The 13,500-nt window shown below is 67.3% G+C and carries 17 protein-coding genes and 1 pseudogene; 4 read left to right on the top strand and 14 right to left on the bottom strand.

Features of this window, described 5'->3' with window-relative positions; translation table 11 throughout:
* Positions 1–214 precede the first annotated feature (214 nt).
* From AC07F3_RS39950 to AC07F3_RS39940, 3 genes are all read right to left on the bottom strand, one after another.
* Positions 215–664 (bottom strand): hypothetical protein, encoded by a 450-nt coding sequence (locus AC07F3_RS39950; RefSeq protein ID WP_479119855.1) that lies wholly within the window; start codon positions 662–664, stop codon positions 215–217.
* Between the two features lie 253 nt (positions 665–917).
* Positions 918–1,283: a hypothetical protein gene (locus AC07F3_RS39945; protein WP_479119854.1), complete on the bottom strand. Its 366-nt coding sequence runs from the start codon at positions 1,281–1,283 to the stop codon at positions 918–920.
* Entirely contained in the window at positions 1,280–1,543 is a 264-nt protein-coding gene (locus tag AC07F3_RS39940; RefSeq protein ID WP_479119852.1) for a hypothetical protein, read from the bottom strand. Before AC07F3_RS39940 ends, AC07F3_RS39945 begins: the two co-directional genes overlap by 4 nt.
* A gap of 694 nt (positions 1,544–2,237) precedes the next feature.
* Here AC07F3_RS39940 and AC07F3_RS39935 point away from each other — a divergent pair.
* The gene (locus tag AC07F3_RS39935; protein WP_479119850.1) at positions 2,238–2,693 is read left to right on the top strand and encodes a prealbumin-like fold domain-containing protein; all 456 of its coding nucleotides are present in this window, start codon (positions 2,238–2,240) and stop codon (positions 2,691–2,693) included.
* Between the two features lie 497 nt (positions 2,694–3,190).
* Positions 3,191–3,490 (top strand): hypothetical protein, encoded by a 300-nt coding sequence (locus tag AC07F3_RS39930; RefSeq protein ID WP_479119848.1) that lies wholly within the window; start codon positions 3,191–3,193, stop codon positions 3,488–3,490.
* Between the two features lie 2 nt (positions 3,491–3,492).
* Here the strand turns inward: AC07F3_RS39930 and AC07F3_RS39925 are convergent.
* Positions 3,493–3,636 (bottom strand): annotated as a pseudogene (locus AC07F3_RS39925) (IS701 family transposase); the annotation flags it as partial.
* A gap of 230 nt (positions 3,637–3,866) precedes the next feature.
* On the opposite strand from AC07F3_RS39925, the gene AC07F3_RS39920 reads away from it, so the two are divergent.
* Positions 3,867–4,184 carry a hypothetical protein gene (locus AC07F3_RS39920; protein WP_479119847.1) on the top strand — a complete coding sequence of 106 codons (318 nt, stop codon included), beginning with the start codon at positions 3,867–3,869 and terminating at the stop codon, positions 4,182–4,184.
* Between the two features lie 490 nt (positions 4,185–4,674).
* Here AC07F3_RS39920 and AC07F3_RS39915 read toward each other — a convergent pair whose 3' ends face one another.
* The 8 genes from AC07F3_RS39915 to AC07F3_RS39880 form a co-directional block, all read right to left on the bottom strand.
* A complete protein-coding gene (locus AC07F3_RS39915) occupies positions 4,675–6,150 on the bottom strand; it encodes an outer membrane protein assembly factor BamB family protein (RefSeq protein ID WP_479119845.1) in 1,476 nt (491 codons plus the stop codon).
* A gap of 227 nt (positions 6,151–6,377) precedes the next feature.
* Positions 6,378–6,620, bottom strand: a complete 243-nt coding sequence (locus AC07F3_RS39910) for a hypothetical protein (RefSeq protein ID WP_479119843.1) — start codon at positions 6,618–6,620, stop codon at positions 6,378–6,380.
* Positions 6,621–7,435: 815 nt separating this feature from the next.
* Positions 7,436–8,029 (bottom strand): DUF4291 domain-containing protein, encoded by a 594-nt coding sequence (locus AC07F3_RS39905; RefSeq protein WP_479119841.1) that lies wholly within the window; start codon positions 8,027–8,029, stop codon positions 7,436–7,438.
* Between the two features lie 108 nt (positions 8,030–8,137).
* On the bottom strand, positions 8,138–8,881 hold the full coding sequence (locus AC07F3_RS39900; protein WP_479119840.1) for a hypothetical protein: 744 nt from the start codon (positions 8,879–8,881) through the stop codon (positions 8,138–8,140).
* Positions 8,882–9,103: 222 nt separating this feature from the next.
* Complete coding sequence (locus tag AC07F3_RS39895) at positions 9,104–9,352, bottom strand: hypothetical protein (RefSeq protein WP_479119838.1); 249 nt, start codon at positions 9,350–9,352, stop codon at positions 9,104–9,106.
* Between the two features lie 348 nt (positions 9,353–9,700).
* Positions 9,701–9,823 (bottom strand): hypothetical protein, encoded by a 123-nt coding sequence (locus tag AC07F3_RS39890; protein ID WP_479119837.1) that lies wholly within the window; start codon positions 9,821–9,823, stop codon positions 9,701–9,703.
* A 77-nt stretch (positions 9,824–9,900) separates the two neighbouring features.
* Positions 9,901–10,269: a hypothetical protein gene (locus AC07F3_RS39885; RefSeq protein WP_479119835.1), complete on the bottom strand. Its 369-nt coding sequence runs from the start codon at positions 10,267–10,269 to the stop codon at positions 9,901–9,903.
* Between the two features lie 48 nt (positions 10,270–10,317).
* A complete protein-coding gene (locus AC07F3_RS39880) occupies positions 10,318–10,524 on the bottom strand; it encodes a hypothetical protein (RefSeq protein WP_479119834.1) in 207 nt (68 codons plus the stop codon).
* A gap of 848 nt (positions 10,525–11,372) precedes the next feature.
* On the opposite strand from AC07F3_RS39880, the gene AC07F3_RS39875 reads away from it, so the two are divergent.
* Positions 11,373–11,657, top strand: a complete 285-nt coding sequence (locus AC07F3_RS39875) for a hypothetical protein (RefSeq protein WP_479119832.1) — start codon at positions 11,373–11,375, stop codon at positions 11,655–11,657.
* Between the two features lie 87 nt (positions 11,658–11,744).
* On the opposite strand, the gene AC07F3_RS39870 is transcribed toward AC07F3_RS39875, so the two are convergent.
* Both AC07F3_RS39870 and AC07F3_RS39865 read right to left on the bottom strand, forming a co-directional pair.
* Positions 11,745–11,927, bottom strand: a complete 183-nt coding sequence (locus tag AC07F3_RS39870) for a hypothetical protein (RefSeq protein ID WP_479119831.1) — start codon at positions 11,925–11,927, stop codon at positions 11,745–11,747.
* A gap of 518 nt (positions 11,928–12,445) precedes the next feature.
* The gene (locus AC07F3_RS39865; RefSeq protein ID WP_479119829.1) at positions 12,446–12,748 is read right to left on the bottom strand and encodes a hypothetical protein; all 303 of its coding nucleotides are present in this window, start codon (positions 12,746–12,748) and stop codon (positions 12,446–12,448) included.
* Between the last annotated feature and the right edge of the window lie 752 nt (positions 12,749–13,500).

Here is a 13,500-nt window from a genome sequence, read left to right as displayed (position 1 = left end):
TCGGCTGGGTGGCGGTGACTGCGGTCGTGTCGTCCTCGGGCCCGAGCACGTGCAGAATCCCGGCTTGCCCCGGCGGAACCCAGAACGCCTACAACGACCCCAGCCGGCGCACCACGACGTGCGGATCCTCAGCAGGCTGATCTTGCGACGATCAACGGAACTACGGCTGATGGCTTGATCAGGAGATACGGGATCCCTGGTTCGTACTTGCTCGTCAGATGCACATCCAGCAGTAGAGACGATGTCCTCGCGCCATGGCCCGGCCAGCCAGATCAGCCGCCCGGGTGAGGAACTCGGCCAGGCCCTCCGGATCCGGGGGCGTCCAGAACACGTCCGAGGTGGCCCACTCGCGGGCGACCTCTCTCAGCAAGGACTGATCAGCACCGGCGAGTGCATCGCGCAGGGAATCGGTCAGCGTCAGGCACAGAAGCTCCCCCTCTTCAATGCTCGCGAGCAGGTGGCCATGCCGCGGGTCGGCCTGGACACTCTCGGCCGACCGGCCGGTGAGAGCCACTTCCGCAGGCAGCAGGTCAGTGGTCGGATCCATACCGTTGATGTCGAACCCGTCGTAACCCGTCGCGGTTGGTTGGCCGTCTTCACGGACCACAGCCCGCACTGCGTCGTCATCGTCGGCAGCAGCAAAGTACCCATAGATAACTCCCATGCCGCGATCTTGGCACCCAGCACTGACAAACGACGTCCGACGGGATTCCCCGCAGAGGAACCGCAGCCTTCCGAACCAGCGAGGCCTGCATGGTTCAGGGCCGAGTCTCTTCTGTGCCTGCTTCACCTGCTCCAGGGCCGACAGCCGTGACGGTGCTCCTACGCGCGTGACGTGTTGCCAGCGCACGGAGCCGCCACAAGGCGCCACCCAAGCGGTGGAAGGCCGGGCGACGCTCGCGCGCGGCCATGCCTGATCAGCTCGTCCAGGTCTTGATCTGAAGGGCAACTTCACGCACCGGGAGCCCGTCCCGGGCGGCCCGTGCCAAGGGGAGGACGGTGCCCAGGCCAGGACTCACCGAAAGCCCGCACGCCGACAGATAGGCCGCAGCAACCGTGGCCGCGAAAAGGAGGTTTCTCGCCTCCAGGCTGGGGTTTCTCGCCAGCTCGCACAGCAGCGCCGCTGCCTTGTGATGAGGCTCGGGGTAGACCTCGCGGTCCAGGACTTCCGCCCGGTGACGTGCTTCCGCCGCGACCGGGACGCCGTAGTCCACAACCAGGGGGTCGCCCGGAATCTGCTGCGCCACGGCCAAGATCCAGGCTAGATCGATGCGGAGATTCACGCGGCGTCCCTCGGAGCGCGCTTCTGCAGTCCTTTCGGCAGCCCGGGGTACCGGTCCTCACCAACCTCGGCCTCGAACTCCTCCGTGTAGGCGGCCAGGAAGGTCGCGGCGCCAGCCATGAAGGCGGCGCGTGACTGGTTCACATCGGCCTCGATCAGGTCTGCCACGTACCCCTGCAAGCTCAGACCCCGGCGCTTGGCCCGGTCCTCCGCGGCCGCTTTGATCTCTTCGTCCAACCGGATGTTCGTCTGCTTTCCCATACCGACACTCTAGCTATGTGCCGGTACCAGCGCATAGCAAATGAAGAGGGCGGCCAGGAACCCGGCCCCGGGGGCCGGTAACGGGCGGCTCCACTGCGCGACGGCCGGTGCTACCAACCCACGCCGCCGACAGGCCCTCCCGTCTTGACAGACCGGCCCGGGAACACCACGCCTCCCCGCCAGCGCTGACCAGCGGGACACGGGACTACCACCTCACGCTTGATCCCAACAGCCGCTTCAGAGGATCTGTACCTATCGGGCGCTCATCTGGACGCACATGCCGAGCAGAGCTGCCGGGCGGTCGCGCCCTGCGCCTCCTCGATCGCCGATGCCATTCGGCTCCACCCCCGAGGAGGAGCGGAGCAGCCTTGCGGCGATGACCGGAGCTGCCATCCGCCGCGGTGTACAGGCTGTCCAACCCCGCGGCGGATCCCACTGAAAACGGGCGGCGGCCGCCCGTACCGCTACCCAACGGTTCCCTGCGCCGCACACCATCATCATCCCTCCCTGAGGGAGCTCACGCGGCGGCCTCCCGCCCTGCGGGCAGTCAACGCCGAGCCCCTGGCCAGGTGTTGCCTGCGGCCCAGGTACCGTCAGGTCTCAGACCCGACCACATCCTGTGCGGGGCCCGATTGGTGGGAATGGAGGCGCGAGATGGGCTTGACCGACGAGGAAGGCCGCCGCCAATCTGATCGTGGTCATCGACCCGTTCAAACCCGCCGCCCTCCATCTGAAGAGGGTCGACCAGGCCAGCGAGAGGGCACCGCCCGGAGCAGTCATCACCATCGCAGGGGATAGCGTCCTGGACGGCGGGCACGTCCCCGGCAAGACAGTCGCCAAGGTGACGACCGGCGCGGACGGCACCGCCACGGCCCAGCTGAACGTCCTCCTCAAGGCAGGCACGGACTACTGGGCCACCGAGACCCAGGCCCCCGGCGGCTATGAACTCAATGCGACACCCCGCCAGTTCACCGCCACCCCGGGTGGACGAGTCGCCCTCACCCTCCAAGACACCAGGGCCCTTGCCGCCACGTCACCGTCCGGTACGCCGTCCCGGCCGCAGCCGCCAGCCCCCGCCCCTCAGGCTCAGCTCGCCCACACCGGCAGCGACACCACCCCATGGGCAGCCTGGCCGGAGGAGTCCTTCTGACCGGCGGCGCAGCCGCGGTATGGGCGACCCGACGCCGTCGGGAAGCATCCAACCCGACCACCTCCTGACGCCCCATCAGAGCAGGATCCGGCGATCCGTCGTGGCCGCCCGTTCACAGGGCCCCGACGTGCCCCAAGCATTGCGCGGTGCACGTGTCCCGAGCGAGCCCGGAAGAACCGCGAGAGCGCCGACGAGTGTCCGCCCGGCTCGGCTTCGATCCCGGGCGGTCGGGCCACCTCGCGGCCGGGTCTCTGATCTTGCGGGCGTGCAGCAGCTGCCGATGGCTGACACCCGAACCCCAGCGCACAGGAAATGGGGAACAATCATGAACATACGAAAGAGCAAGTTGGCCCTGGCCGTACTGTCCAGTGCGATGATTTGCGGCGCACTCGTCGCCGGGGACGGGCACCGCCAGTGCCGCAACCGGCCCCAACGTCTACGGTTTTGGCTACGCTCTCAAAGGGTCCTGGCCCATGACGTCCGCGGACCATGTCGCCATGGGCAGCATCAACGTCTACTGGTCCAATGCAACCGGCAAGAACTGCGCGGTCGCCCGTTCCAACACCTGGATCCCCGGCGTGAGCTTCATCATGGTCGAGATCAAGACCAGCAATATGGACTGGGACCAGTCCGCAAGAGACGGATTCAGTCAGAGCTATCACCAATACGCGGGACCCGTGTACATCTCCGCACGTGGCACGTGCGTCGACTTTGCGGGAAGGTTCGTCTACGGGATCGGCGAGAACGGCGACATCAAGTGGGCTGCAGGCAGCTACGAGAACAAGTACTGCGGCTAACACTCCTCGATCGTCCACCTGCGGCACGCTACTTTCACGAGGGTGGGCCGCGGCACCCGGTTCCCCGAGTAGCAGCGGCAGAAGGCGAGTTCACCGCTGTGCCGATTGCGGCGGACGAGCAGGTGGCGGTGGCCTGGCCGATCGTCGGCGCGCCCGACGCCGTGGGTTCCACTCGGGCGAATTGCCCCGCGATACGGCCTATCAACACCTCGAACGTGGCCTGCCGGCGGTCAGGATCTAAGCTGTGACCGCGGCCGCAGACTGATCTTCTGTCTTCACACACCGATGATCACTGGAGGTCGCACCCGTTCCTGGCCCCGCACCGACCCGCAAGGTCTCTTGCGGGCTGGGCGCCAACTCTGGAGTGATTCGGTCGATGGACATGTCCTCCCGGGAGATCCGTATCCCCCTCGAAGAACTCGTCGCAGTCCTGCAGGACCTGAACGAGTTCGTTGTGTCCCTCGACCGACTCGGATCCCGCCAAGCATCCGGAACCGCCGACGAGTACACCGTCGGAACATTCATCGCCGACTGGGATGTCGCCCGGCGGCTGGCCCATGCCCGCCACGTCATCAGCGTTGCTCTGGACGCGCAACTGAGCGAGGAAGACAACCTCGTGATCGACGCGCTGTGTGAGCAGGGCCGCTTCTACACGGACAACGTCGGCCACCCATCTCCCGATTCGTCCAGCTGATGCGGAACGAAATGCTCTTTGCATGTGGGTTTTGAGTGTGTTCGGCAACGTGCTCAGGGGCGCAGGGGTTGGCAACGAGGTGCACTTCTCGTTCTAGCAGTCTGAGGTCTAGGCCACGTGAGGCTGATCGATTCCCGCCCCACAAAACCGCGCCAGCAAGGTGAGTCAGGTCCGCCATCTCGCTGGCAGCCTCCGGCGCGGCCTCGCGTGTGGAGTACTCGGCCGTCCGCGGACTCGGTCGCTGGGTGAGCAAGCTTGTGCTGCGTTGGGATACCCACTCAGAGGGCGATAGGCGCATCTTTACGGTAGTTGGATGCCAAGCATCCGATAACCGTTGAGCGATAGACCTGCGGTTTTTACTCGATCTCGTCGAGCACGGCCCCATCGAGCCCGGACTGCTGCGACCGCACTGCCGATATGCCGAAACAGCCGGGCTCGGTGACGCCGTCACAGCATTATCAACTACCGCATGAGCGCACCTATCGACCTCTCAGGAGGGGCCGAGGACGCAGAAGAGGTAGTGGGGGCCGTTGATGGTGTCGTTGGATTTGTCCATCAGCCGATCGCCTATGTAGAGCCTGCCGCCCTTGTCGTACAGCAGGTCCTCGCCGCGGACAAGGAAGGATCCCAATACCGAGTTGAGGAGCTTGTCGTTGTTGGGCAGCTCCATGAGGACGGTCTGCTTCAGCGTGGTGTTGTCGATGCTCACCACCGCGCCGTGTCCGCCCGGGCGTGGCGTGCGCAGGACGATGGCGTTGTTGCCGTCCATGCGGATGGGGAAGAACCGGCCTGAGTCCCCGGCGTCGGCACGGCCTGGTACGGGCTTGCCGGTGGCGAGGTCGAAAGCCACGAACTCGTTGGTCTGGCCGAGGACATCGGTGGAGGCGTTGGCGTGGTCGGCCGTGGGCAGGAACAGTTTACCGCCGCCGACGAGGGGGCCCAGGCAGGTCCCCACCTCCATTTCGCAGTCGATGGCGTACTTCTCGTCGGGGATCGTGATGTGGGCAAGTTCCTTGCCGGTCTTCTCGTCGACGGAGTAGACGTCGGAGATCTTGGCGCCGGAGCCCTCGCCGGGAGAGCCACCGACGACCAGGGGCCGGGAGGACAGCACGTGCATGTCCCGGAAGGCCGGGTCCACCGTGTAGGTGGACAGAGGCTGTCCGGTCGCGGGGTCCAGCGTCTGGACCGAGAGGGAGGGCCGTGTGTAGTCGCCGCACCGGCGCACGGCGACCAGCGCCGGGCCCCCAGCGTAGCCGTCGTCCTGGCAGTTGTCGGCGTTGGCCGTCGGCTTCCATAGTTGCTTGCCCGTGGCTATGTCCCAGGCGACGCCTCCGTCGTTTCCGCCGTCGGCGGCAGCGGTGCCGCCGCTGATGGCGATCTCCTCGGCAAAAAGCTTGCGGTCACCGCTGCCGTCGGCGGAAGCACCGAGCACGGGTGTGCTGGCATGCCAGAGCACCGTGCCTGTGGTGATGTTGAAGGCCTCGATCTCGGAGCAGGTTCCGACGCCCTCGAAGGTAGAACTCTTCTCGTCGTCGTACGCGATCACAGTGACGCCGTCCACAGTGCTCTGCAAAGTCGTGGCACACACCTGGGTGGGAAGGGGGAGCTTCCAGAGCTGAGCGCCACTTGACCGGTCGTAACCGGTGACGTCCTTGAAACCGGTCTTGGCGTACACCTTGTCGGTGAGCCACTCGCCGGGGACACGGTCCGCATGGTTCTGGCCCTTGGGCGCGAGCTGGTTGAAGAGCATCTTGGCGGAGGGCGGGGCGGCCTGCTCGCCGTGGTCGCCGCCTTTGCCACCGCTGCTCGCATCGGCCGCCGCCTGACTGCTGCGGCCCGGCCACAGGTACACGGTGCCGCACCCGAGCACCAGAGCGGATCCCGCGATGATGGCGGCCACCCCCGGCCACAGCCGGGCGCGCCGCGAGCCAGGGCGAAGAACGTTCGTCGGCGGGGTGCTGGGCATCGCAGGGACGGGTGCCCCGTACCTCTGCGGGACGGTCGGGATCGGCACAGGGGCGGGACTGAAGTCTGCAGGGGGCGGGCCGAATCCCTGTGGAGCGTCGGACGGGGGCTGCGGTGGCTGGTGCACGGCGGGGCTACCTCAAGGGAAGGCGGGTCGGGGCGGGCTGGCTGAGGGGCCGGCTGGGGAGGCCATCCTGGACGGCCCGATGCCGGTTTCGGCGGCAGGTTTCACGACCTGAGGTCGCTGATGATGTGGAGCAGGACCCAGATGGCCCATGCCAGGGGAGCGCGGCTGCCAGGAAGCCAGCCCGCCACCGCATCGGTTTCTCGGGGGCGAGTTGAGGGCGGGCCGGGCTGTCCGGGCAGGGGCGCGGGCAGCTTGTTGATCTGGGCGAGAGCGATGCGGCTGATGACGAGAGTGCCGGGAGTGAACAGGACCAGGGACAGGGGCGACCACCAGCCCTGCCACAACGTCCGGCTGGTCCACCTCGCGGTAGACCGCGGTGCCGCAGGGCCGGCAGAAGGGACCGCTCACGCTCGAGAACCGCATCCACGGCAACACGCCCCGATGCCCACGAAACGTCGTGTACGCGGCCGGGAGCGCACCGCAGAACCGGCAGCTCAACGAGGCGCCGCCGTGGGATGAGCCCACGGGCCGGCGCCGAAGACGGGCTGCGTGAAAGAGCCGGCGGGCCGCGGACCGGGATCCGGATGTGCGGGCTGCGACACCATCGGGTGGACCACAGGGCAGGCGGGGTGCTGGGGGCGTGGCACAGCAAGCGCTCCTCGATTGGTGGGGGAGAGGCTCATGCTCCGGAAGGGGGCCGTGCAGACGCGTGACTGGAGGGCTGCTGATCACAGCACACGTCGGAAGCACGGCGGCCCACTTTTTGTCATGAACGCCACGTTAGGCAACTCCAGCCCTGCCCATCTGAGTACCGGTACTCAATAGACGCCGAGCCGATCTCCCGTGACGGGCGATCGATGACTCGTGCTGCCAACCGCCGCGCGGGTTCCCTGCCGAGCACGTCAACGATCACGAAGCCGAGGGAGAAACCCACCACGTCGACGGGCTCACCGCTTACGGCGCCCGCCGCCACGACCTGACCGGCGAGAAGGTCGACCGTGAGCGGCGCCGGGCCGAGCGGCGTGCGGCCACTGCTCGCGAAGCCGGTGGGACGACAGTGCTGCGCTCGGTGAAGCAGTCCGTCATAGGGCCGAAGTTGGTCGCGCCGTCGGTGCCGGTGCCGTGCACCATAAGAGACCGTCTCAATGGGCGACCATGTTCATCGGTGCAGGTGGTCCAGGAGTCCGTCCGGCACGGGATAGGGGCGTTCCGGCGGCAGGAGTTGCTGAGCGGCATCCAGGTGCCCGTTCCGTATACGGGCATGGACTTCGTGTGCGAGCGTGGTGTTGTCGGTGATGGAGACCATCCACTCGTCCGCGTAGCGGTGTGCGGCTTCACCGGCGAGTCCGAGCTGCAGCGAGCGGTGGGGAAGCGGCTGCAGGTGCAGATCGCGCTCGGGGTCCCATTGGACCCGGGCTGGGGCCCGTTTCAATTGCCGCTTCCAGGTGGCGCGGTCGGGGTGCAGCCCGTTCTCGCAGTGGGCGAGGCAGGCGTGTTCCAGTGCCCACTCGAATCCGTCGCGGGTGATTTCGATGGCGAGGATGGTTTCCTGGCCCTCCTTGGCGCCCCACCCGCAGCGATACATCATCCACAGGAAAGAGGGCTTGATCCATGTCATCCGGTCCCGCTGCCAGGCGGCAGGGAAGCGGGAGTCCCGCGCCGCGGGCAGGCCGATCTCGGGTGTGTATGCCTGGTAAACGGTGACCGTGGAGGCGGTGTACCGGGCGCGGATCTGGTGTTTGGGTTCTGCCACGCCGACCAGCGTGGCGGCACCGTCCCGCACACGCCATCGAATTACTGGGGCACCCTCTTGATGAAGATGATGACCTCGGCGCCTCTACGGGGTCGTTGCCGCTGAGGATCACGGTGTCGCTCTGATCGTGGTGCTGCCATCCGTCCAGGACTGCCGCACTTGACGGTGGCCAGCTTCTTCGCGAGACCAGACGAGCGTGCGGCGGCGGGGGTTCTTGTGGGCCCAGCTGTCGTAGGCCCTGACGGCCACGGTGTCCGACAGGCGCCACCGAGAGGACCTCCACGAGGCTTCGGGTACCTCCACCAGGCCGTCGAGGAGTTCGATGGCCGAGGCGGCAAGAGTGTCCATGGGCCATGGCTTCCATGTCGCGACGGCGTCGGTCAGAGCATGCGATTCGATCAGATGCCGCAGCGACGGGGCGAGAGGGAGGTAGGGGCTGCCTCCGTCGACGTCGGTGCCCACACTGCCGTTGGTGTGGATCAAGTCCCGGCATGGCTTCGACACACGCTCGCCGGTCCACTCGAAGTACCAGCCCCCTCTTTGAGGGTCCGGCCATGCTGCCGTCTGCAGACCGAGGTGGTCGTACTCCCATCGGTGGGCGGTCTCGTACCGCTCCCCGCCTGCAACCCAGCTATGGCGTATGTCGTAGCGCAGACCTCCGAACCTCTGCTCGAATCCTTCGAGCCTGATGATGAGTTCCATGGGGGCGGGGACGGGCTTCCCCGTGGGGTTGCGCACGCGCCAGAGCTCTATCGGCAGCCCGAACCGCGTGGGGCATTCACGACGGCCTGTGCGACGCAGAAGGTCCTGTGCGCGCGCCGAGAGCTTGGATGGATCCTCCAGGATGTGCATCCTGAACTTCTTTTCCCAAGGAAGGTGTGGGGCCGTCAGGCGGACACGTTACCGGCCGTCAGCACGGTCCCTACGGCTTGACTTCTCCACGGGGGATCGGTCGGGGCCCGATAGGCAGACTGTTACGTCGGCAAGGGGAGCTGGGCGGGCTGGGTCAGCGGCGGCGTAGCGTGCTGATCCAGGCGGGTACGGCCATGGCGGCGAAGACGAACATGCCGCCCATCACTCGGAGGGGTGCGCGGACGGACGGGTACTGGGTCCCCAGGACGACTCCGGGGCGCGGGTCCAGAAGTCTTCGACGAGGTCGCGGTGTTGGTAGACGATGTCGCGGCGCAGTCGGCTTTCGGTGATCAGTCTGGTCGCGGTGAGTTTGCCGGGGGCCGAGTACAGTGCGGTGCCGGTCAGCAGTCGATCTGCGGCGGCTTGGATGGCGGAGCGTTCAGCCGCGCGGTCACGGGGTTTGCGATCCACAGCACCCTCCCTCCGAACCAGCCCCGACAGGATAGTTGGCGCCCTGTCTCCGGCCTCCTGGCCGTCGATGGTAGTCCCCACCCGGCGCGCGGTATCGCCGCCGGGGACGCCATTCATAGCGGTGGGATCTTCGCCGCGTTCCAGGAGGACGGGCACGAGGACGGCCCCCTTCAGGCCCTGGAATGCCCGTTCGTGGGGCGCCTGTTGTGGCAGCGCCGCTGGACGCCGGGACGGGCATCGCCCCGACTATCCGCTGAGGAACCACCTGTCCGGTTCCGCCCGAGTTCTTGGCGATCACCCGCTCTGCGGGTGCAGGGGTGGCTGTGGAGGGTGACGCGGTGGACTTCCCTACCTGCCGCGGAACTTGGCGAGCAGCGCGAACGAGATGAAGACCGTCCAGAAGGTGATGGTGGCGAACAGGGGGTGACGACGAGGAAGGCGGGCCCTTCGGCGGTCGCGGTCACCGCGCACGAAGTTGCGCTCTACGGCCTGCGACCGCGGAGGGAAGACTGTCGTACCCCTTGGTCGTGCCACCCCGCTGCTGCATCTCAGAGCATCCGCTCCGCCGTCGCCGACCGTGCGCGCAGAGCCTCGGCCTCCTCGCGCTGCCCCCAAGCGGCCAGGATCTGGGCGCGGTACTCCATCGCGTACCCGTCGCCCAGTTCCTCGGCGCGCATGAACGCTTGTACGGCGCGCGCCAGGTCGCCGCAGCTCCGAAAGGCCACGCCCAGGGCGGAGATCGGGAACGCCTCGCCCTGCGAGAGGATCACCGGGGCCCAGCGCTCGACACCGGCCGCATCGCCACGGTCGAGCGCCTGCTTGACCAGGCCCAGCATGGCGTCCGGGTCGCCGAGCGCTGCGGCCTTCTCCCAGACCACCTGCGCGCGGTTGCCGTCCCCGCCTGCCGCGTGCAACATCCCCAGGTTGTAGCCGCCCACCACGTTCCCGGCTTCCCATGCCCGGCCCTACCAGTGCAGCGCACCGTTCCGGTCGCCCTTCACGTGCAGGGCCGCCGCCAGGTTCCCCATCGCGACGTCGTCGCCCATCTCTGCTCCAGCCGTCAGCTCGACCAGTTCCTCGTCCGGCGGCAGCTCAATCTCGTGGGCGGCCGACAGTCGGACCGACACCACCTCGTCATCCGGCTCCGACCGCCGACGGAACCACCAACCCATCAGTAACCCTCCCCGTAGCGAAACCGCACCGACCCCGGCATACGGACAAGCGAACATCCGTCACTCGGCGATCATGCCAGCTCCGATAGGGCTGCCAGCCGCCGAATCGGCGAACTGGACCCTGGAGAACGCCCGCCGGACACCCGGGAAAGCAGCCCGGCACATCGTGGGGAAGCTCGCCGAGGGGGGCTACCGCCCAGACGCCGGCAAGGAAACAGACATTACCGAGGTGACCGTCCTGCTGACCGCGCCGCCCTCCCCGACGGCGGCCGCCGCATCAGCCTGCACCTCGCCGACCAGGACCACCGGGCCCTCCTCCTGTCCCACCAGAGCGGCCACGCCCCCCAAGACGAGGACCTGCTGCGCCAGGTGATCGGTGGGGGAGTGGTGTCCTGTGGCACCGACACCGACCAGGAGGACGGCGGCCGCCGACGCTGGGCCCTGATCGATCTCGCGGATGAGGTCCCACACCAACGTCACCGACCATTCGCGGCGGTAACCGGCCGCCGCGCATCCCTGGTTCGGGTGCCTGTCCCAGGACTCGAACCAGAGGTGACTGTGCAGGTGAACACCTCGTCGCCGGGGCAGAGCGCGGGCTGGTTCAGGGGGCCCGGGCGGGCTTCGGCCGGGGCGATCGGCTCGTCGACAAGGAGGCCAGGAAGGGGCGAGGCCGCTGCCCGTGCTGAACTCCGGCTCTGTTCACGAGCCTTGACCTACGACCCCACCGGCACCACGCCCCGCCGCGGGGCGCCTGAAGTCCCGCCCGCCCGAACGGTCAGGAAGCCCACCAGGTTGGATGGCTGCATGGTGAGACAGAAGCGAGAGAAGAAGACGCGGCCCCCTTCGGCATGCCGAAGGGCATCGTCCTGCACGCTATGCCGGAAGGCTGGCGCCACAGTGTCCTCACCGTGGACGGCGGGATGTACTGCGGTCGCCTCACCGGCGTTCCGGTCAACGCCGACCCGGCTGTGGCCCGGGCTGCCGCGGCTGCCATGGTGGTGGGGCTCGCGCACGACTTCCACGAAGCGCGCGTCGACGTGTCCTGGGACCCGCCCCGGGAGACCGGGTCCTGGACCGCCCAGGTCACCGTCGCCGCGTCCCCACCGAACACCTTTGGTCGAACCACAAGCTGAGTTCGGGGCGGTCCAGGACGGCTGCGGCGCCGTGATCACACCGGCCGCGCTGTGATCGTTTCACTGCGGCGGTTGGGCAGGAGGGCGTCATCCGCCCTCCTCTGCGTCGGCGAGCCGGCGACGCCACCACAGGTCGCAGCGCCACTGTCGCTGATGGGCGAAGGGGTCGGGCAGGGTGCGCTCGAGGTACGCGGCATCCAGAAAGGCCACGTGGCGTTTCAGCTCCACGCGGGGTGGGGCAGGCAGCTCGTGCAGGACCTGTTCCAGCATGTCGCGTGCATGCCGGACGTCGTCGAAGGAACAACCGCGGCATGAGCAACTCGCGTAGCGCGGGTAGAGAGCGCCACGTCCCCGCGGTGCCAGGAACTCTTGATACCGCTGCAACGCGCGTTGAGTGACACCGGGGAAGATGTAGTAGTCGCCGGAACGCCACTCCACCCGATGTATCGCAAGGCTGGTAGGGGCAGAGAGCCCGCGGATCCGGTCCGGGGACAGGTCCTCCCAGACCCGAGGGCCACATTGTTCGGCGCGCAAAGCGCCCGGCCGTCTACGCGGCATCGGCCTTTCGGTATGTATGCATGGAAGCCATCATGCCAGCCTCCATGCCTGTGCCACCGCCGGTGTGCGCCGACGCCACTGGGGCGGCTGAATTTCCAGCCGCGGCCCGCGGTCGTCGTTCTCGGGTGCGGTCGGCTGCCGGGTGCCTGGGGCCGTCGGCCGGTGGGCGTCGAAGGCTGGGGATGCAGGGCGTAGGTTCACGATCTCGCTGTGCTGCCAGGGCGGTTGTTCTACGATCCCGTGCTCGCCAGGCGTGAGGCAACGAGCGCCACGAAGTGCTGGAGAACGGCGAAGGGCAGCGTCTGCGTTGCGTCGAAGTAGACCTCTGCCGGTTTCTCCTCCTCGAGCGCGTAGACAAGCACCGTCACGGCTGTCGGCCCTTGAGCAGGTGAGGCAGGCATAGAAGAGGCTCGGCCCGGAACCATGCGGGCCTCGCTGAGCTCGAAATGTGTCATGCGGTCCTCGCCAGCACCCGTCTCGGTGATGAGGGCGCAGAACAGATCACCGTCATAATCCCAGGTCAGCAAAGACATGGCGGCTATGCTGCCATACATACGGCCGCGGGGGGCCCGAGTTTCCATCGTGCTGACCTGCCTCGGCCGGTGGGGGACGCAGCTGCGGGGCATCCCCACCACACGACAGCGGTACCGTGCCGTGACACGAAAGGCAAAGATCTATGGCTGCCGCAGGGGTGATTATATTCCTTGGTGGGTTCGTCCTGTTCGCGCTCATTACAGGAATCGCATTCTCGTTCCTCAAAAGAGAGGATGGCCGTCGAGGTTGTGCACTGGGCGCACTCATCGCCGGAAGCATCCTGCTCATCCCCACGCTCATTATCGGGGTCCCAGTTATGGGCAAGTTGTTCTGGGAAAAGTGACAGGCGGGGGTGTGTCAATTGACCGCCGCCCTCGACACCCTGCAAGGCCTCGGAATCCGCCGCGTTCCACCCCGCATCCGCCGACGACAGTGCCCAACAGCGCAGCCGCCCACGTCGCCATCGACCTTCAGGCACGCGCCGAGGCCCCCCGCGTCAGCCTGCGCCTCGGGAACCGAGGCCACCGGACAGACCATCGACCGCATCCGCCACGGCGGCGCCGACATCGTGCTCGCAGGGCACCGACGTCATCACGTCCGAAGTCATGGCCACTAGGGCCTGTGTGCTGTCGTGATCAACTGTTGGGTTCTGCCCTGTTCGCGGGGTGGAGTCCGGTAGGACTGTTGTCGTGACGCGTAGGCAACTCACCAATGCTCAGTGGAAGTTCATCGAGCCGTATCTGCCGATCGG

The sequence above is a fragment of the Streptomyces sp. NPDC045846 genome, assembly GCF_056431605.1.
This window is presented reverse-complemented; position numbering and strand designations above follow the sequence as displayed.